This is a genomic window from Bacteroides sp. AF20-13LB (genome assembly GCF_003603065.1).
GTDB lineage: Bacteria > Bacteroidota > Bacteroidia > Bacteroidales > Bacteroidaceae > Bacteroides > Bacteroides uniformis.
This window is the reverse complement of sequence record NZ_QTMH01000008.1, coordinates 25832-45093: the sequence shown is the minus strand read 5'-3', so window position 1 is coordinate 45093 and position 19262 is coordinate 25832. Positions and strand designations below refer to the sequence as shown.

14 protein-coding genes are annotated in these 19262 nt (G+C 47.9%); 4 read left to right on the top strand and 10 right to left on the bottom strand.

Going from position 1 to position 19262, the window contains the following annotated elements; genetic code table 11:
- Positions 1–13 precede the first annotated feature (13 nt).
- The 4 genes from DWX62_RS10615 to DWX62_RS10600 all read right to left on the bottom strand — a co-directional run bounded on the left by DWX62_RS10615 (position 14) and on the right by DWX62_RS10600 (position 7945).
- Positions 14–1510 (bottom strand): SusF/SusE family outer membrane protein, encoded by a 1497-nt coding sequence (locus tag DWX62_RS10615; protein WP_009038354.1) that lies wholly within the window; start codon positions 1508–1510, stop codon positions 14–16.
- A gap of 19 nt (positions 1511–1529) precedes the next feature.
- Positions 1530–3020, bottom strand: a complete 1491-nt coding sequence (locus DWX62_RS10610; RefSeq protein ID WP_158589290.1) for a RagB/SusD family nutrient uptake outer membrane protein — start codon at positions 3018–3020, stop codon at positions 1530–1532.
- 14 nt (positions 3021–3034) lie between these two features.
- On the bottom strand, positions 3035–6037 hold the full coding sequence (locus DWX62_RS10605; RefSeq protein ID WP_118936675.1) for a TonB-dependent receptor: 3003 nt from the start codon (positions 6035–6037) through the stop codon (positions 3035–3037).
- Positions 6038–6286: 249 nt separating this feature from the next.
- Positions 6287–7945 carry a DUF6377 domain-containing protein gene (locus tag DWX62_RS10600; RefSeq protein ID WP_016273864.1) on the bottom strand — a complete coding sequence of 553 codons (1659 nt, stop codon included), beginning with the start codon at positions 7943–7945 and terminating at the stop codon, positions 6287–6289.
- 206 nt (positions 7946–8151) lie between these two features.
- Here DWX62_RS10600 and DWX62_RS10595 point away from each other — a divergent pair, with 206 nt between their 5' ends.
- The 3 genes from DWX62_RS10595 (at position 8152) to DWX62_RS10585 (ending at position 10645) form a co-directional block, all read left to right on the top strand.
- Entirely contained in the window at positions 8152–9453 is a 1302-nt protein-coding gene (locus DWX62_RS10595; RefSeq protein WP_120172839.1) for a GNAT family N-acetyltransferase, read from the top strand.
- Positions 9454–9488: 35 nt separating this feature from the next.
- Positions 9489–9956 (top strand): hypothetical protein, encoded by a 468-nt coding sequence (locus DWX62_RS10590; protein ID WP_120172823.1) that lies wholly within the window; start codon positions 9489–9491, stop codon positions 9954–9956.
- 245 nt (positions 9957–10201) lie between these two features.
- Complete coding sequence (locus DWX62_RS10585; protein ID WP_005827646.1) at positions 10202–10645, top strand: Hsp20/alpha crystallin family protein; 444 nt, start codon at positions 10202–10204, stop codon at positions 10643–10645.
- A gap of 80 nt (positions 10646–10725) precedes the next feature.
- On the opposite strand, the gene DWX62_RS10580 is transcribed toward DWX62_RS10585, so the two are convergent.
- The 6 genes from DWX62_RS10580 to DWX62_RS10555 form a co-directional block, all read right to left on the bottom strand.
- Positions 10726–11862 carry an acyltransferase gene (locus tag DWX62_RS10580; protein ID WP_057097884.1) on the bottom strand — a complete coding sequence of 379 codons (1137 nt, stop codon included), beginning with the start codon at positions 11860–11862 and terminating at the stop codon, positions 10726–10728.
- A gap of 312 nt (positions 11863–12174) precedes the next feature.
- The gene (locus DWX62_RS10575; RefSeq protein ID WP_120172822.1) at positions 12175–13290 is read right to left on the bottom strand and encodes an ABC transporter permease; all 1116 of its coding nucleotides are present in this window, start codon (positions 13288–13290) and stop codon (positions 12175–12177) included.
- A 112-nt stretch (positions 13291–13402) separates the two neighbouring features.
- Entirely contained in the window at positions 13403–14506 is a 1104-nt protein-coding gene (locus DWX62_RS10570; protein WP_008664442.1) for an ABC transporter permease, read from the bottom strand.
- Positions 14507–14553: 47 nt separating this feature from the next.
- Entirely contained in the window at positions 14554–16011 is a 1458-nt protein-coding gene (locus tag DWX62_RS10565; protein WP_016273870.1) for an ATP-binding cassette domain-containing protein, read from the bottom strand.
- Positions 15989–16879 (bottom strand): HlyD family efflux transporter periplasmic adaptor subunit, encoded by an 891-nt coding sequence (locus tag DWX62_RS10560; RefSeq protein ID WP_005827632.1) that lies wholly within the window; start codon positions 16877–16879, stop codon positions 15989–15991. Before DWX62_RS10560 ends, DWX62_RS10565 begins: the two co-directional genes overlap by 23 nt.
- 34 nt (positions 16880–16913) lie before the next feature.
- Positions 16914–18176, bottom strand: a complete 1263-nt coding sequence (locus DWX62_RS10555; protein WP_120027158.1) for a TolC family protein — start codon at positions 18174–18176, stop codon at positions 16914–16916.
- A gap of 191 nt (positions 18177–18367) precedes the next feature.
- Between DWX62_RS10555 and DWX62_RS10550 the strand changes: the two genes are divergently transcribed.
- Positions 18368–19261, top strand: coding sequence for a helix-turn-helix transcriptional regulator (locus tag DWX62_RS10550; RefSeq protein WP_005837252.1), 894 nt, complete (start codon positions 18368–18370; stop codon positions 19259–19261).
- Position 19262 lies beyond the last annotated feature (1 nt).

The window sequence follows — 19262 nt, the reverse complement described above, 5'->3', positions numbered from 1 at the left end:
CTATTGTAGATACCTATTGTTTCACGATTGAAATTGTCTCTTCCAGCTGATTCAAAGTAATCAAATAGGAACCTGCTGTCGTAATCTTCCACTTCTGGTCGATGCCGCCTACCATCACGTCCAGATATTGCGCTTTGAACGCTTCGTCTGATTTATCAAGGAAAAGCATCGGTTCTGTTTCTCCTGCAGGCTGTTTGTCTGCTACAGCCGGCATGAACCAGGCTCCATTCCAATCTTCCTGCTTATCACAAGTAAATTTCAACTCACCGGCATTCAGCGTACCTTTCCAAGTAAACACATACGGATTATCCGTTGTCTGCATCGGCGTAGCATCACCAATCGTCCAACCGGCCGGAGTAGCATCACCTACCATATAAATCATCTCATACGGAGTAAATTCGCTCATCATCATGCGTTCCTTACCACTACGGATATCCATGCAAATCTTGTAGGCCTTGCCGCATTCCCCATCTTTCAGCACCCATTTATTGTCCGGGTCGAACCCTTTCACAAACACCACTTCTGTATCGGTATAAGCAGCATCGGCATTCTTGGCCTTATACATGTTCTCCCAACTTCCATCGGAGGTTCCGAACTTGAATTCCCCTCCTTTGCCCACTTCAAAGAACTTGCCGAAGCGGAACAAGTATGGATCGAGCACATCTTGTTTCATCTTCACGAATCCCCAATCCGTAGCGTTACCCACAAAATAAAGCTGGTCGTAGGCAGGTGCCAACGTCTCTGTCTGGGTCAATGTAAGAACACCGGTAAACAGATTGGCTTCGACGATGTAATTATGGTCTTCTTCGACAACAAAAGGTTCATCCGGCTGGTCATCACTGCTACGAAGAACCAGCAATCCATCTGTTCCTTTGTTGTAAGAGGGCAGGAATAAGCCTAAGGTCGTGATGAACTTAAATTCACCGGCCACAAGCCGGCCCGTCCATGTAAAGATACCATTGTCCTTGCGGGTCATCTCTGTCGCATCATCGGCACTCCAGCCGCCCGGAGTGGCACTACCTATCAGATAAAGGGTGGATGTGAGCGGTTTATAGGCTGTAACACTGAAAGCAGTGGTAGACACCTGTTTTTCGTCCCGTTCTGTTACAGTAGCTGTCAAGCGCGCTTCCAACGAAATGTTCTCCCCGGCAGTTGCCCCAAAATGGTTGCGCAGGATGTCATTCAATTCCTCCACGCTCTTTTTCCATGAGTATTCTTGTACGGCATTCTCCACAGCTACATAAGAATCTGCAAAATCACTGCCGGTCTTGGTCAATTCCAGCGTATAGGAAATTTTATTACCCGTCCCATAATTGGTTCCCGTAGTCCAGGAAAGCTCCAGGGCATCATCGGCATGTGCCTGCTCATTCAAAACAACTTCCGTCTTGCTGGCCGTCAGTACAAGTTCATTCTGTCCTTTATCCAATTCCATGTAATCATCATCTACACAAGCAGATAAGGCTGCACAGCCCAGTAAGGCAAATACAAGGTGTGAAATATATTTCTTCATATTCTTCTGATTAAATTAATTAATAACCCGGGTTCTGCACCATTAAGGTATTAGCATCCATCTCCGTCTGCGGAATAGGGAACAGCAAGCGGTTCTTGTTCACGTTGCTCTTTCCAATGGAATGCAGGAATTTAATGGCATACTCTCCATTGTTGACACGAATCATGTCGAACCAGCGATGCCCTTCGAAAGCTAGTTCCATGCGGCGCTCATGGATAATCTTTTCACGCATGGTTTCCTGTGACAAGCCCGAAACCTCCGGCAGTCCGGCACGCTTACGTACAATATTCAAAGGCACGGCAGCCTGGTCAGGGCGTCCCATTTCATTCAAAGCTTCGGCCTTCTTCAGCAGGACGTCCGCATAACGATAAATCACGAAGTTGGCAGGATTGGTATTGTATTCCGGAGAAACCGTTTTCGACACCAGAAACTTGCGTACATTGTATCCCGTATTGGAATAAGAGCTTTTGTAAGCCTTACCGTCAAAATCCGGACATCCGGCATAAAGCACGGTCAAATCCTTACGTTTGTCACCGCTCTCATATTGACCCACAAATTCTTTTGTAGGCTGGTTCCAGCCATAACTGCCGGCAACAAAGTCCGAATTACGGGGACCCATGAAAGTAGAAAGCCAGGAAGACTGCGGATTGTTTCCCCAAAAATCATATTCCGTATTGCCCGAATACTGGACCTCGAACAAAGATTCCGGCCCGTTATTGACCAATGCATCGAAATTGTCCTCATACTTGCAGGAAGAAAGGTCATACCCCAAATTTGTTATCTCATCACACAAATCAGACACCTCTTGATAATATTCCGTATGATTAGGAGCCAGCGTCAGATAAATATCTGCCAACATGGCCAAAGCTGCATCTTTGCAGGCACGTCCCACGTTCTCGTCGTCGTAAGAAGACTTGGCAGGAAGCAGGTCAACCGCATTCTTACAATCGGAAATTATCTGGGCATAAGTCTCTTCGACTGTAGCGCGTGCAATGTCTGTCGGTTCTCCCGGATTATAAGGAGCCAAACGCAGTGGAACACCACCGTACAGACGTACCAATACATAGTAATAATGTGCACGGAGAAAATAAGCCTCTCCCAGACAGCGGTTCTTGATTCTCTCTGACACGGCTTCAGCCTCCAGAAGACTATTCAACACAATGTTGCATTGTCCTATCCCCACCCAGGGAGAACGCCACATGTACAATGCCATGCCATTGTCGCTCTGCGTTATGAAGTTAGAAGCTTGTATCGTTTCAAGGCCGTCGGTACCGCCACCGGCACCCACCAAACTGTTACCCGCCACAATATCCAGTGTCCAGATACGCTGGTTGTACATATTGGAAGACTGAAGGGTGCGATAGCAGGCATTGGTCAGAGCAATGGCCACATCATCGGTCACCGTCGTTTCCGGGTCAACCGTATTTTTAGGAGACTTGTCCAGAAAGTCGCTGCAGGAAGCCAGCAGCAATACTGCCAGCATATATAGTAAATTTGTTATCTTTTTCATATCCGAGTCAATCATTAAAAGTTAAAGTTTAATCCTAAGCTGAACGTACGGGAAATGGGGTAACGGTTCTGGTCTATTCCGTTAATACCCACTTCAGGGTCGAAACCGGAATATCCGGTGATGGTAGCCACATTCTCACAAGATAGGGAAAGGCGTGCATTTTCAATCTGGGTTTTCTGTAACCACTGCTTCGGGAAAGTGTATGAGAGTGTGATATTCTTCAAACGCAGATAAGAACCATTCTCCACAAAGCGGTCTGACACGCGTGTATTCTGATTGGGGTCGCCGAACACGGCACGCGGCATCGAATTGCTGGTCCCCTCTCCTTGCCAACGCTTCAGTACGTCGGTAGTCTGGTTATAGGCAGCTGCCATACCGGTATTGTCGATATTGTTGGCATTGTATATCTTATTTCCGGCTATACCTTGTAAGAAAACAGAAAGTTCGAAACCCTTATAGGAAAGGCTATTGTTCATGGAGAACAGCCAACTTGGGTTCGGGTTACCGATGACGGTACGGTCACTATCATTGATGACACCATCGTTGTTCAAATCCCTGAAACGGATATCACCCGGCTCAGCTCCCGGCTGCACGGCATGTGTATTCACTTCAGACTGGTTCTGGAAGATTCCGTCCGTAACATAGCCGTAGAAGACATTAATGGGATAGTCCTTTGCCAGCATCGTTACATAGGAGTTATTGATTTGGTTAATGTAATAAGGAACGTCGCTGTTCAAATCCTTAATTTTATTCTTGTTGTAAGTGGCGGTCAGGTTCGTTTCCCATCCCAGTTCACCGGTAAGATTGATGGTATGCAGACTCATTTCAATACCTTGATTACGTACTTTTCCGGCATTGGTATACGTGGTTGTAGTATCTTCAAATCCCGATGTGATGGGGATAGACGCCTTTACCAGCATGTCTCTCGTCTCCTTCAGATAAGCATCGAACGAGAACATAACGCGTGAATTGAACAGTGAGGCATCAAAACCGATGTTGGTTTGTGCCACCTCTTCCCAATGGATATACGGGTTGGCGAGAGTAGAAGAAACCAGCGCTGTCTGATTGCCGCTCGAAATGCCGAAAGGATATACACTGGTATTGTAGGATGCCAGATAGCTGTAGTTTCCAACACTTGCCTGGCTACCGGTCACACCGTATCCCGCACGCACTTTCAGGTCATTGATATAGTCGTTTTTTGGAAACCACTTTTCCTGAGAGGCACGCCATGCCACAGATACGGAAGGGAAAGTACCCCAGCGATGTTTCTTACCGAAACGGCTGGAACCGTCACGACGAATGGTTGCAGTCAGCAAATAGCGGTCTTCGTAAGAGTAGTTGACACGTGCCATGTAAGAGAGCAATGCCCACTCTGTCTCGTTTCCACCGATGGCATACATTTCCTCGCCATTATCCATTTCGTGCACATTGTCGAACATAAACACATTCTTCTGCGCATTCAGGTAGTCGTTGGTGTTCCATTGGGCAGACATACCGGCCATCAATCCCACACGATGTTTTTCTGCAAAAGTATGGTCGAATAGGAAATAGTTGTCCCACAAATAAGTGAACGACTTGTTATCGCTCTTATAACGTGAAGTCTCCTCTGTGGGAGTGGGTTTCCAGTTATACTTGGGGGTAAAGTTGTCTATGAACCAGAATTTGGCATCATAGCCGAAAGTACTTTTAAACTTAAGCCATTTGGTAAAAGTAAGTTCTGCCGTCAGGTTGGCCAGGAAGTTATATCCATCAGTCTGACTCTTGTTCAGTTCCGTCGGTCCAATGGGGTTGCGCGTGCTGCCATACCATTCCGAGTTACCATCAGGGCCACTCCAACTGCCATCTTCATTCTTCACCGGATAAATGGGGAGCGCTTTCAGCGCATCACCTATATTATAGCTGCCCGACTTCTTCGTATCGGCACTGAACGTAATGTTATTGGAGAACTTCAACCATTTCAAGACTTGCGCATCACTGTTGGACTGGAATGTGAAGCGACGGTAATTCACACTCTTCACGATACCGGACTGATCCAGAAAACCACCGGACACATAATAATGGGATTTCTCGTTACCGCCGGAATAACTTACCGTATAGTTCTGCATCACACCCGTACGGAGCAATTCATCCATCCAGTCGGTACCTGCACCCAATTCAGAAGGATTGGCCCATTCCGGATTAGGATTGCGTCCACTGTTCACCATCATGTCATTACTCAACTCGGCATACTGCGCCGCGTTCAATAAAGAAGGTACGTTCGTAGCATTCTGGAAAGAGTAATTGGCAGATACAGCAAGTTTTCCTTTTCCTTCCGTACCGCGTTTGGTGGTAATCATCACAACTCCATTAGCTCCCCGGGAACCGTAGATGGCTGTGGCCGAAGCATCCTTCAATACATCCAAACGTTCCACATCGGCCATATTTAAGGAAGACAAGCCCAAGTCGGTAGGCACTCCGTCAATCACGACCAGCGGGTCGCAGTTGTTGATAGAACCCAAACCACGAATCTTGATGGATACATTGTCTCCCGGTTTACCGGCATCTACAATCTGCACACCTGAGATTTTTCCCTGGATGGCTTGTCCCAAATTGGATACGGGGGAATCCTTGATATCCTTGTTACCGATGGAGGACACTGCTCCTGTAAGGTCGCTTTTCTTCATGGTGCCATACCCTATCACCACCACTTCATCCAGCATTTCGGCATCCTCAGACAAAACTACCTGAAGCTGTTTCTGTCCCTTCACCTGCACCTCTTGAGTCTTATAGCCTACAAATGAAACGACAAGAGTACCGTTCGGAGACATGTTCAAAGAGAAATCACCGTCAATACCGGTTATTGTCCCATTTGTGGTTCCTTTTTCCATTACACTGGCGCCAATAACCGTTTCACCGGTCTGGTCTTTCACTACACCTTGTACTGTAATTTGCTGTGCGAACATGCACATCGGAAGTAACATTCCTATCAGACAAACCATCATCCGTAGCCTGCTGATTGGCATTTTGTACTTTTGCATAATATAAGAATTTAAAGTTAATAATAAAAACATAAATCACATGTGTCACTCTTTCCGAAGAGGAACAATGCAAATGTATCAGATAAGAGAAGCCAATAGTGGAGGAAAGAGTAAAAAAGTAGTGGTTTACATCATTCAAAAAGACTTAAACCACTATATACCAATAATATATAAAATTATTACCCAACTAAAAAAGTAGTGAAAATATAAGCGTAAAAGAGACACTTCCAAGCTTCAAAACCCCTATTCTCAGTTCTTCGACTTGCCAATTGTCATCACTTCCTGTTCCAACAAGTCGCGGTCACCGGCAGCCTTGTTGCGAACCTTCGTACGATAGTTATAAATGGTGGTAACAGAATACCGAAGGAACTGGGCTATCTTCACGCTGTCAGTAATGCCCAAACGTATCAATGCAAAGATGCGCAACTCTGTATTCATCCGTTCGCCGGCTTTCAAGGATATTTGCTCATCATCGGCAAGCAGGGCATTGAAGTCTTCTACAAAAGTAGGAAACAGCTGCAGGAAGGTATTATCAAAGTTGGTATAGAATTCCTTTAATTCCCCCTCTATGAATTTAGAAGACTTGATGTTCTTGTAGAGTTCCTCCACATTTCCGGTAGCGGCAATCTTTCCCAGCGACCGGCGGTAATTGTCCATCTTTTCCAAATAGACCGAGCACTGGTCCATATAACGGCCGATATACTCCTCCTTCAGATAGGAGTTTTCGGCAATGCTGTGGTTGGCCTCCTTGAGTTGTGCATTGGAAAGGTGAAGCTCATCATTCAGCTCCTTCAACCGTTTGTTGGCGTCAATCACTTCCCTGCGGGCGGCAGCCACTTTCTTCATCTGCTTGTATACATAAAATATGGCAAGCAACAGAAAAAGTGAAAGCAGGCTGATAGATACCAGTGCCCATTTCATCTGCTCCTGCTGCTTCTCCGTCTTTTGCTGGTAAGCATCATTAATGATAGGAAAGATTTCCAGAATCTCCAGCTTGCGCAACCGGGCATTGCAGGCGGCTGCATCTTCCATACATATCTTTACATAAGAATAGGCACGCTCGATGTCTCCTTCCTGGTAAAGCAGTACGGCGAGCTTGCGTAAAGAGATATATTCACGGACAGCGGTTTTCATATCCGCCATAGCAGAAACAATCAGGTATTCCTTTTCCTTCTCTTTGTCCCCTTTCAGCCGGTAAGACTCTGATAAAGTATAGGCACAAATCGCAACGTCGTGTTCATAGTCCTTCTGCAGCGCCAGATAATCCGTCAGCAAACGGATGGCCTTGTCATATTCATTGCGTACATTATACTGGTCGGACTGAATCAAGGTATGTATCAGAAGATTATCTTTATTGACCAACAGCAACGAATCACGATATTTGTCCGTAAGCTCCGTATAAAGCTTCTTTTCATATGCCGTCACGGCATAATCGGCCATAAGGCCATAGACCGTACGGTAGATATGGTAATAATATGGATGGATATCCACCGGTAACCGGTCTATATGGATATTCCGCATCAAATCCATAACTTCCTTATACATACCGGTCATTCCCAAAACATCTGCTTTATTCATGCGGGCATTGTCTATGTATTCCCGGTTTCCAAGACGTATGGCTATCTGTTCCCTTTCCTCGGCCATGTGCAATGCAGAATCCGTATTGAACGAACGGTACTCATCCAGCAATGTGCCAAGAATGGCAAAACGTTCTTCATCCGGTATCTGCCGATGCAACAGTCTTTTCAGTTCCACCAGTTTCAGCTCTTTCTGCTCCATGTATATGGGACGCTCCTTTATCGCCTGGTCCAGTTTCAGCAGTAAAGAATCCGCCCGGCTGCTGTCTGCAGCATGAAGGCGGCACATACAGATGGTACAAAGACACAAGAATATGATTATATTTTTCATCCGGCTTTCCGATTAGTTAAAGGCAATACTTTCTGAGAATCCTCATGCAAAAGTAATTAAAATACCATAAAAACCTATTCCACTATCATTAAAAGCTCGAAAGCAGAGTGATAAAAAAGCATACTGCAAGCAAAAGAATCAAAATATTGAATTACCTTTACGGAAAATCCAAAGAAAGACCATATCATAAATATCATCCGAGCATCATGGATATACACACATTTATAGCCAATTATCAGGAAGCTTTCGGCCAACATACCGAACTCCCCATCGCCTTTTGGTATTCAGACCGAATGGAGGCATCTACAGAGAAAGTAACCGGTTGTCTCTTCAAATGCATGAAACAAGTCAGAGACGGCAAAACCGTCAGTCTCAGCAACGAAACAATCACCTGCGGAGGAGGCAAGTTCTATACCGGATTTACAGAAATGCCCGAGCGCGTCCCGGGTTTTGTCTCCTTGAAAGAGAAATACAAGAAGACTCCCGAAATGGTGGTAGATTTTGTCAATGAGCTACAGATTTCCAGAACTGACAAAGCCTATCTGCATTTTGCCCGCATAGACAAGATACCTTCCTTTGATGAAGTGGAAGGACTGCTGTTCCTGCCAACTCCCGACATTCTATCCGGACTGGCGACATGGACCTTCTTCGACAACAATGCATCGGATGCCGTGGCAGCCCCATTCGGCTCCGGCTGTTGCTCCGTCATTACCCAAACCATCATTGAAAACCGGAAACAAGGGAAACGCACTTTCCTGGGATTCTTCGACCCCTCCGTCCGCCCATACTTCGAAGCGGACTTATTGAGCTTCACTATCCCCATGTCCCGGTTCAAGGAGATGTATCACACCATGCGCGAAAGCTGTCTGTTCAATACACATGCCTGGGGAAAAATCAAGGAAAGGATACAGCTTTCCCAATCAAGAGACGTACATATCCTCTCCTCTCCCATTTCCTTCCCCATCCTTCCGGACATTTATCTGCAGGAAATCAGAATAGAAGATGCCGCAGCCATCTACCATGCCATCGACACACACCGGGACTACTTAAGAACATGGCTGCCATTTGTGGATAATATGCGCACAACAGCTGATGAAGAAGCTTTTTTACGTCAGGTATTATCTACTCCTGCCGAACGAAATGAGCCAATATTCGGTATTTGGAACCAACAACATGAAATCTGCGGACTGATAGGTTTCCATTTCTCCGATTTCGACAACCACCGTACAGAACTCGGCTATTGGCTACTGCCGGAATACCAGCATCGGGGCATCATTACTGAAAGTGTCCGCAAGCTGTGTCTGTGGGCCGTACAAGAAAAAGAGATAAAGCGGATACAAATTCGCTGTGCCGTGGGCAATGCAGCCAGCAACGCAGTACCGGTTCGCCTCGGTTTCATCCATGAGGGAACAGAACGTTGCGGAGAACTGCTGGCTTCTGGAGAATATACAGACATACATATATACAGCATCCTGAAAGAAGAAGTGCTGGCCAACCTCAAACGATAAAATATCAAATTATATATCAACTATTGAAATTATACATGGAACAACAACCTCATCTCAATGACCACAACAAGCAGGAGTACCCTCCTATGCATACAACGGAGCACATCATCAACCAAACCATGATAAGGTTATTCGGTTGCGGCCGCTCCATATCAGCACACATAGAACGGAAGAAAAGCAAGCTGGACTACCGTCTTGCCGCCTGCCCCACGGAAGAAGAAATAAAGAAGCTGGAAGAGGCCGTAAACGAGATAATCGCCCGACAGCTGCCCATCACAACAGAATTCATTACGCAAGAGGAAGCGCAAGGACGTTTCGACTTGGAACGCCTGCCCGATGGTGCTTCGGAAACGGTACGTGTCGTGAAAGTAGGCGATTACGACGAATGCCTCTGCATCGGAGTACATGTGGAGAATACATCAGAAATCGGAACCTTCAAAATCATCAGTCACGATTGGAACGAAGAAGCCAAGCGTTGGAGAATGCGTTTTAAATTAGTCTGAAAATCTATCAATTTTAAATAAATAAGATAGCAAAATGGCATTAAACAAGCAAATAAGTCAGTTCTTCAATGACAAATAGTCAATAAAGTCAGTAAAAACCGGTTGGCATAAGGTTTGCGATATTGTTAGCGAACGACGGTTCAAGAAACGGACGGTGAAAACCCAAAAGGCAGACACCCGAAGACAAAGAACCGGAGTTCAAAACTAAACAGCATGTTTAACTTAAACAATAGGAGACTATAACTATGATGCCTGTAAGAAGAAACCAAAATTGGTTACCGAGTATTTTTAATGATTTCTTTGACAATGATTGGATGGTAAAAGCAAATGCCACCGCCCCTGCCATCAACGTATTCGAAACAGCAAAAGAGTACAAAGTTGAATTGGCTGCTCCCGGTATGACAAAAGAAGACTTCAACGTTCACATCGATGAAGAAAACAATCTGGTCATCAGCATGGAAAAGAAAACAGAAAGCAAGGAAGAGAACAACAAGGACGAAAAGAAGGAAGGCCGCTACTTGCGCCGTGAATTCTCATACACCAAGTTCCAGCAAACCATGATTCTTCCGGACGATGTAGACAAGGAAAAGATTGGCGCCCATGTAGAAAACGGCGTGCTGAACATTACATTGCCTAAGTTTACAGAAGCAGAAAAAGAAAAGGCCAAGAAATTCATCGACGTAAAATAACGCCCGGCCATTAAAAAGAAAATCTCCCGCTGCACAAGATAATGCAGCGGGAGATTTTTTATATCCATAGCCATACGGAACTATTTCTTCTTCCCTTTCAGAAAACGGTCTGTCAGCCACTTGCGCACCGGTTCGTCGTACAGTTTCAAACAAGCATAAGCAAGGACAACAGCTCCCACGAAAGTAAGTATCATATAAGGGATACCTTCTGCCATTGTAGCGTTATTGTTGCATACCCAAGCTGTATAAGTGTATACCAGCGGATAATGGGTGATATAAATCGGATAGGAAATATCTCCCAGGAACTTGCATACGGCAGTAGAGCGCTTACCGGTCACCTTGCCGCCGGCTCCCATCGAAACAATGACCGGGAAGATGCAGATAATACAGAAAGCCTCGTAAAGCCCGTTCATCCAGTAACCATCCTCACCTCCGATACGGGGAATGGAAAGAACCACCACAATCAGCAGGCTGCACCACCAGAAAGCACGCTTTTCAAGCCGTATCAGCCAGCCGAGGCGTGACAGAAGCAATCCGCCGAAGAACGGATACATCAGCCGGACCATACCCACATACTGCTGTTCCCAGTTCAAGGCCCAACCACCCACAATATCGCCGGCAGGAGCAGTCAGACAACGGTATACCGTAAAACACCCTGCCACAAATACCAGCACCGACAGGGCCACCTTATTGAACTTGCGTACAAACAACGCATACAGGATATTACCGATATATTCATAATAGAGCGACCATGCCGGGCCATTCAACGGATGCATTTCCGTCCAGCCGCGAATGTCGAACTTCAGCGGAAGAGGAAGCAAGGTACAGCCCAGCAACATCACCAGCAGCATTGTTCCGATGGACGTATTCTCGATAGGCGGAAAACAAGACGACTCCTGAAAATAGAAAAAGGCAGCGCCCACAATGCTTCCCATAATCACCATAGGATGCAGGCGGATGATACGGCGTTTGAAGAAAGTGCCCACGGTCATCCGGTTCCAACGGTCATCATAAGCATAGCCGATAACAAAACCGGAAAGCATGAAGAAGAAATCCACTGCCAGATAACCATGATTGATAATTTGAGTAAGATGGCTGCCACCTGCATGTGCTTCAAAAAGATGGAAGATAATAACCATGACAGCCGCCACGCCACGAAGTCCGTCAAGAATCTCATAATGCGGTTTCGAGGCAAGATAAGTAGTTCGTGTATTCATTTTGGTATAAGATATTTATTTATTCGCGTGCAAAGATAAGAGTTTTTTCCAATAAGGGAACTGATAGATATCATATAAACTCTATCAATTAATTGACAAGTATAACAGTTGTCTTTATCATTAGATACATATCACTACTTGCACCTTTTTTTCCGCACAAAAAACAGCTTTTATTATCCATAATAAAAGGGCTACACCTTTTCCTTCTCATGGTGTAGCCTTAAACACAAAAGGGTGTAGCTATCCAAGGCAAATGGTGTAGCCCTTCTTCAAAAAAGAGAGCCAAATAGGATAATAATAAAGAAAAATCAGTTAACTACTTTTCTTATAACTTTTTACCGCCCACAGATTGAAGACCAATGCAAAGACCAACACGGCTCCCAGTTGCGGAAGCAGTTCGGCAAATCCGCCGCCACGGAGATAGATGGTACGCATCACCTCCACAAAATAGCGTAGCGGATTGATGCACGTAATCCATTGCGCCCACTCAGGCATACTGTGGATAGGGGTGAAAAGACCACTCATCAGAATAAGGATAAGCATGAAGAACCACATGACAAACATGGCCTGCTGCAACGTGGTCGAATGATTGGATATGACCAGCCCGAACCCCGACACCATCGGTAGAAAAAACAGCGCCATGCCGTAGATAGTGAGGAAATGTCCCGCCGGCAGAATGCCGTAAAGTACCCATGCCAGAACGAAACAGATGGTCAGCACCACAAAACCTATCAGCCAGTAAGGTATCAGCTTGGCGGCAATGAAAGTGAACTTGCCGACGGGGGTGACATTTATCTGCTCGATGGTGCCCACCTCCTTCTCGCCCACCACATTGAGGGCAGGGAGAAAACCGCAAATCAGCGTCAGCAGCATCACCATGAGGGCAGGAATCATGAAAAGCTTGTAGTTCAGCGTGGGGTTGTAAAGGTTCTGCGTAGTGATGTCCACCCGGGGAAGCGGCTTCCCGGCAAGCCCTTGCGAAGACGACTCCGAACCCAGTTCACGGGTATAGTCACTGATGATGGAAGACAAGTAGGATCCTCCCAGACTGCCCTTCGTGCCGTTCACGGCATTGGCCGCCACCAGCAGACGAGGCGCCTCTCCCTTCACCCAATCCTTTTCGAAATCACGGGGAATCTCCAGCACGACATCTGCCGAACCTGCTTCAATGGCCAGCAAAGCCTCATCGTATGTATCGGGAAGCGCTGTCAGGCAGAAATAAGTGGATGCACCGATTTTATCTACCAGACGGCGAGACAAGACGCTGTGGTCATTGTCCACTATATTCAGATTGATGTTCTTTATCTCCAGATTGGCGGCCCAGGGCATCAGTATCATAATCATGCACGGGAAAATGAAAATCAGCTTGGGCAGGAAGGAGTTGCGGAACAACTGCTTGAATTCCTTTTCAATGAGAAACTTTATCATAAGACGATATTTTAAAGATTTTAGACATAAGAACAAAAGAACAGATTTCCCGTATCCTTTTGTCCTTATGTTCTTCTGCCTGAATAATTAATATAAAATTCATATCCGCTCTTTACTCAAGCCGATGCTTGAATTTCTTGAAACTCACCGTTATCAGCAATACCGCCATCGTGGCAAGTATGCCGACCTCCATCAGCACAAGCGAAACATCCACTCCCTCAATCATCAGCTTACGCACCGCCTGGATATACCAGCGTGCAGGAAGCACAGCTGAAATGGCCTGCAGGATAACGGGCATACTCTCAATGGGGAATATCATGCCCGAAAGCAACATGGTGGGCATCATCAGCATCAGTCCGGACACCAGCATGGCGGCAACCTGCGTCCGGGTGACCGTAGAAATCAGCAGCCCCAGCGCCAGGGAGACAAAGATGAATAGCAGCGACACCACCACCAGCCAGAACAAGCTGCCCGCCACGGGAACATCGAGCACATAGACCGAAAGCAGAAGAATGGTGGTCAAGTTGACAAACGACAGCACAAAATAGGGCACCGCCTTTGCCAGAATGATGAAAAGCGGTTTGACGGGAGAAACCAGCAGGACCTCCATCGTCCCCGTCTCCTTCTCGCGCACAATGGAGATGGAGGTCATCATGGCGCAAATCAGCATCAGAATAAGCCCCATGACACCCGGCACGAAGTTGTAGGCACTCTTCATCTGCGGATTGTACAGCAGCTTGAGCTGGGGTACGATGGCAGCGGCATGCACTCCCGGCAGAAGCATCTCCTGCCCGGCAGAGGAGATGATGTTTGCGGCATAGCCTGCCTGCATAGTCGCCATATTGGGGTCTGTGGCGTCGGAGACAAGCTGCACGCGCGCCTCGCCGGTATAAAGCTTGTCCGAGAAACGCTCGCTGAAAACAAGCGCCATGTCAATCTCCCCTCTTCCGAAAGAAGCCTCCATATCGGCGGGAGAATGCAGGCGGCGGATGACGGTGAAGTATTCGCTTGCATCCATGCGGTCGATGATACGGCGGGTAACTACGTCATTCGACGGGTCGAGCACCGCCACACGCACGTTCTTCACCTCGGTGGTGATGGCAAAACCGAAAAGGATTATCTGCACGATGGGCATGCCCAGCAGAATCAGCATCGTGCGCCGGTCGCGGAAGATATGGAAGAACTCTTTTCGGATGAAAGATATGAATTGTTTCATTGTCTATATTTATATTTAGGCTCGGATAATGCGGATTTCACGGATTTTCAGTCGGCGGTTCGCACAGCTTGACGAGCCAGTTGTTGGAATACATCGTCCATCGTAGTGGCATTGAACTGCCGTTTCAGCTCCCCGGGAGTGTCGAGTGCACGGATGACGCCGTCTACCATGATGGAGATGCGGTCGCAATACTCCGCCTCGTCCATAAAGTGGGTGGTGACAAAGACGGTGATGCCCTCGTCGGCAGCCTGGTAAATCAGCTCCCAGAACTGGCGGCGCGTGGCAGGGTCCACCCCACCCGTAGGCTCATCCAGAAAGACAATCTTGGGACGGTGGAAGATGGAGACGGAGAAGGCCAGCTTCTGCTTCCAGCCCAGCGGAAGGCTTTTCACCAGTGTATCCCGTTCCTTTTCCAGCCCGAGGCGGAGGAGCAGCTCATCCGTCTTGGGGGCAATCTCCGCTTCGGGGATGCCGTAGATACCGGCAAAGAGGCGGATATTCTCCCACACCTTGAGGTCTTCGTAAAGGGAAAATTTCTGGCTCATGTAGCCGATGTTCTTCTTCACTTCTTCGGGTTGGGAAGCCACATCGAAACCTGCCACACATGCCTTGCCGCCGGTGGGGCGGCTAAGTCCCGTAAGCATGCGCATGGCGGTGGTCTTGCCTGCCCCGTTGGCTCCCAGGAAACCGAAAATCTCGCCCCGATGGACTTGGAAGGAGATGTGGTCTACAGCGGTGAAATTACCGAACCGCTTGGTCAACCCTTCCACTTCAATCACCTTGTTTTCGTGGTTTTCCACCCGTTCGTGCTGCAAGCCCGGAGGGCAGAGGATGCCCGCAAAGCGTGTCAGGATACGGTCGGGGGTATCGATGCCTTTTATCTCTCCTTCGTTGATGAAGGCGATGCGGTCGCATTGGCGCGCTTCGTCGATGATGGGGGTGGAAGCAATGATGGTGATACCCTGCTCCTTCAGTCGGCGAAGCATTCCCCAGAATTCCTTGCGGGACACGGGGTCGACGCCCGTAGTGGGTTCGTCCAGAAAGAGGACATCCGGTTTATGGATAAGGGCACAGCTAAGGGCGAGTTTCTGCTTCATGCCGCCGGACAACGCTCCGGCGCGGCGCTTGCGGAAAGGTTCTATCTGCCGGTAAATGTCGCGCACCAAATCATAATTCTCCTCGATGGTGGTGTGGAAGACGGTGGCGAAGAAATTGAGATTCTCCTCCACCGTCAAGTCCGGATAGAGGGAGAAGCGTCCGGGCATATACCCCACCCGCCTGCGGATGGCTTTGTAGTCCTTCACCACATCCAGACCGCAGACCGAAGCCGAGCCTCCGTCGGCAAGCAGCAAAGTGGTGAGGATGCGGAAAAGCGATGTCTTGCCCGCACCGTCCGGCCCGATGATGCCGAAAAGCTCACCGGGAGCCACTGACAGAGAGACACCCCGCAGGGCTTCCACGCTGCCGTAACGCTTGGAGATATTAGTTAAAGTTACAGCCTCCATACATTCCTATTTTCAGCATCCCGTCATTCTTCACGGCAATCTTTACGGCATAGACCAGATTGGCGCGCTCGTCTTTCGTCAGGATAGTTTTTGGAGTGAATTCGGACGTATCGGAAATCCAGGTGACGATGCCGGGGTATTCTTTCCGCACTTCCTTTCCATAATCCGCATAAACCTTCACTTGCTGCCCCAGCTTGATTTCGGCAAGCTGCTCGGAGGTGATGTAGGCACGGAGGTAAATCTGCTCCATATCCGCCACTTTGAAAAGAGGGGTGCCGGGAGCAGCCAGTTCTCCGGCTTCGGCATATTGGGCAAGGACGGTTCCCGTCAGCGGAGAGGTGATGTGGCATTTGCGCAACTGGTCTTCTATCTGCGCCACCTGGATGCCGACAGAGGAACTTTGCCACGTCAGGCTCCGGTCACTGTTGCGCAGGGTGGAGTTCTGTGCGTCGAGCTGCTTGCGGAGGACTTCGAGAAGGGACTCGGCATCATCCAGTTGCTTCTGGTTGGCGGCACCCACACGGAGCAGGTTGGACACACGGTCGCGCTCGCGCCGTGCCTGCACAATCTGTTCCTGAGTGGCGGCTACTTGCTTCAGGATATCAGGCCGCTGGCCTTCCACGGACTTGACACTGGCCTCCAACTGGAGTTTCTTCAGATAGAGTTGGACGGTATCTATAATGCCTACTTCCTGCCCGTCTATCAGTGTCGTGCCTTCCTCGATGTCGAAACTCAGCAGTTTTCCAGACGCCTCGGCAGAAACGATGACTTCGGTAGCCTCGAACGTTCCCGTCGCATCATATTTCGGAGTACCGCCGGTACAGGCGGCAAGGAGAAATAAAAAAGGAAATAATTTCAATGATTTCATACTATTTCAAGTTATAAATTACGGATTATAGTCATTAATTGTTCAGCGTATATTTCAGCTGCCAGATGTTCATCAGCAACTGCACCTCATGCAATGCCTTGGTCTGTCGTGCCATACTTTCGTTGGTAATCTCCCGCAGCATATCGGTCACGGTCATTGTCCCGTTCTGTACCTTGGCCTCGGCTGCACGGCGGATATTCCCACGCAGACGGATAATCTCGTCATCATCCGCCATCTGGCGGCGCATGGATACAATGCCCGCATCCTGCTGCGTAGCCTGCAGGCGAATGTTGAAAAGGAACACATCCCGGCCGGTCTCTATCTGTTGGCGGGTATTGTCTATCCTGCGGCGGTCGTTCTTCAACGTATACAGACTGCCGAAATTCCAGGACATGCGCACCCCCGCCATGTAATAGGCGTTGAATTCATCTTTCAGCATATTCAACCCCGGATTGCCGTATGCCCCTTGTACAAAAAGGCCGAAACGCGGCATCAACCGGGTGTTCAAGGCTGCCTCCTGCTGGTGGAGTTGCTCTCCCTGCGCATCGTACCAACGAAGTTCGGGGCGGTTGTTCATCTGCCGGTCTATGTTTTCTTCGGCAGCCGGTTTCAATAAAACCGTTTCGGAAGAGAGATCCTTGCCCGTAAAGGCAGCAAGCATGCTGAGGTATGCACGGCGGGTGGTCTCCAATTCCACACGGTGCTGCCTGGTGTTCAGTTGCTCTACGCTGACTGCATCCAGGTCGCTCAGGGTGGCGATGCCATTGGCTATATAGTCGGCTACCTGCTTGTGGGTTCTTCCTAAATCTTCTTGCAAGAGGCTGTTCAGTTTCAGCTGTTCGTCCAACAGCAGGATGCCGAAAAAGAGCTGGTTCACCCGGTCAGTCAAGGCATACATGTCTACATGCTGTTTTTCCAGTTCCACTTCCGAGGCGGCACGCGTCAATCGTTTTCTGGAACGTATATCCCCACCATCCCAGAGGACCTGCTGCACTTCGAGCATCACCTGATATTGGTCTTTCGGAACAGGCTCGATGTCGAGATTCGGGATTTCGACCGGCAGCCGGGTGATGTCACTCTGGTACGTGGCCTTGCCGGACAGGGAGAACTGGGGCAGGTAACCTTTTCCGGCATTGGAGAGGTCGTACCCGCGTGCCTTTTCTATCAGTCCGTATTGCCTGACCAACGGATAATTGTCTTGCGCCCGTCGCTGGCACTCCTCCAACGTGAGCTGGGCATGTGCCAGCATGGCGGCAAGAGAAAGGGTAAAAAAGAAAACGGTTCGTTTCATATCCATTCTGTTTCTTGTTTATTCTACATGGTTTTGTTCTATACACATGCAAAGATAAAGGCATAACCCTATAACCTTACAATCCATTTGTGCGCAAAGATGTTCTAATAGTACGACATTTCGTAGAAAAAGACAAATAATAGGAACACTTTATTATCTTTGCGGTGGAAATATACATTATTCATAAAGGGAAAGATATGGAAAAGAACAAACCGATAAGCGTCGCATTCGAGGACATCCGCAACAATCCGGATTTTATAGAACATTCCGAATACAGATTTATAAACGACGATTTGGGAATGGTCATCAGTTTTCAAGCAATGGGATTCAGGCTATTCCGCACCCAGCAACCTTATCGTGCCAAAGAAGGAAGGATTGTACGCATCATGCAAGGTAAGGGCCGAATCTCCATCAATCTTATCGAATATGAAGCTACAGCCCACGATATTATTATCATCCCTGACAATTCGCTGATAGAAATATCGGAAGTCAGTCCCGACTACGAATTCCAAGTCATCATGCCCACTGCCAATTTTCTGCCCGTACTACAGAATTCCATTCTTTCGGAAGCTTATACACGAAACGGAATCCGCCTTTCATGCAACAACGAGGAATGGGCACACATCAGCAGCTTCTTCTCTTTATTGTGGAATATACTACATTGTTTGCCCTACCGCCGCGGAGCTGTACAGCACTTGATTGTCTCACTTCTCTATAACCTTAAGTATATCCACGAGCACACATGCAAGTCAACTCCGTCACGCCTTTCACGCCAGGAAGAGCTATTCCGCCGCTTCATCGCTTTGGTGAACCAACACAGCAAGCACGAACGCAGCGTCAACTTCTATGCCGACAAACTATGCCTGACACCGCACTATCTGAGCTCGGTGATACGTGAAACAAGCGGACAAACCGTGATGCAATGGATTAATCAAGCAGTTATCCTCGAAGCCAAAGTATTGCTGAAACACAGTAATCTACTGGTGTTTCAAATATCAGACGAACTGAACTTTCCCAATCCGTCGTTCTTCTCGAAGTTCTTCAAACGTATGACGGGGATGACACCGGCGGAATACCAGAAACAAACCTGAC

What these genes read in the sequence shown, in the direction of transcription:
- DWX62_RS10615 (WP_009038354.1), bottom strand. Translation starts at nt 1,510, where the DNA reads ATGAAGAAATATATTTCACACCTTGTATTTGCCTTACTGGGCTGTGCA.
- DWX62_RS10610 (WP_158589290.1), bottom strand. Translation starts at nt 3,020, where the DNA reads ATGAAAAAGATAACAAATTTACTATATATGCTGGCAGTATTGCTGCTG.
- DWX62_RS10605 (WP_118936675.1), bottom strand. Translation starts at nt 6,037, where the DNA reads ATGCAAAAGTACAAAATGCCAATCAGCAGGCTACGGATGATGGTTTGT.
- DWX62_RS10600 (WP_016273864.1), bottom strand. Translation starts at nt 7,945, where the DNA reads ATGAAAAATATAATCATATTCTTGTGTCTTTGTACCATCTGTATGTGC.
- DWX62_RS10595 (WP_120172839.1), top strand. Translation starts at nt 8,152, where the DNA reads ATGGATATACACACATTTATAGCCAATTATCAGGAAGCTTTCGGCCAA.
- DWX62_RS10590 (WP_120172823.1), top strand. Translation starts at nt 9,489, where the DNA reads ATGGAACAACAACCTCATCTCAATGACCACAACAAGCAGGAGTACCCT.
- DWX62_RS10585 (WP_005827646.1), top strand. Translation starts at nt 10,202, where the DNA reads ATGATGCCTGTAAGAAGAAACCAAAATTGGTTACCGAGTATTTTTAAT.
- DWX62_RS10580 (WP_057097884.1), bottom strand. Translation starts at nt 11,862, where the DNA reads ATGAATACACGAACTACTTATCTTGCCTCGAAACCGCATTATGAGATT.
- DWX62_RS10575 (WP_120172822.1), bottom strand. Translation starts at nt 13,290, where the DNA reads ATGATAAAGTTTCTCATTGAAAAGGAATTCAAGCAGTTGTTCCGCAAC.
- DWX62_RS10570 (WP_008664442.1), bottom strand. Translation starts at nt 14,506, where the DNA reads ATGAAACAATTCATATCTTTCATCCGAAAAGAGTTCTTCCATATCTTC.
- DWX62_RS10565 (WP_016273870.1), bottom strand. Translation starts at nt 16,011, where the DNA reads ATGGAGGCTGTAACTTTAACTAATATCTCCAAGCGTTACGGCAGCGTG.
- DWX62_RS10560 (WP_005827632.1), bottom strand. Translation starts at nt 16,879, where the DNA reads ATGAAATCATTGAAATTATTTCCTTTTTTATTTCTCCTTGCCGCCTGT.
- DWX62_RS10555 (WP_120027158.1), bottom strand. Translation starts at nt 18,176, where the DNA reads ATGGATATGAAACGAACCGTTTTCTTTTTTACCCTTTCTCTTGCCGCC.
- DWX62_RS10550 (WP_005837252.1), top strand. Translation starts at nt 18,368, where the DNA reads ATGGAAAAGAACAAACCGATAAGCGTCGCATTCGAGGACATCCGCAAC.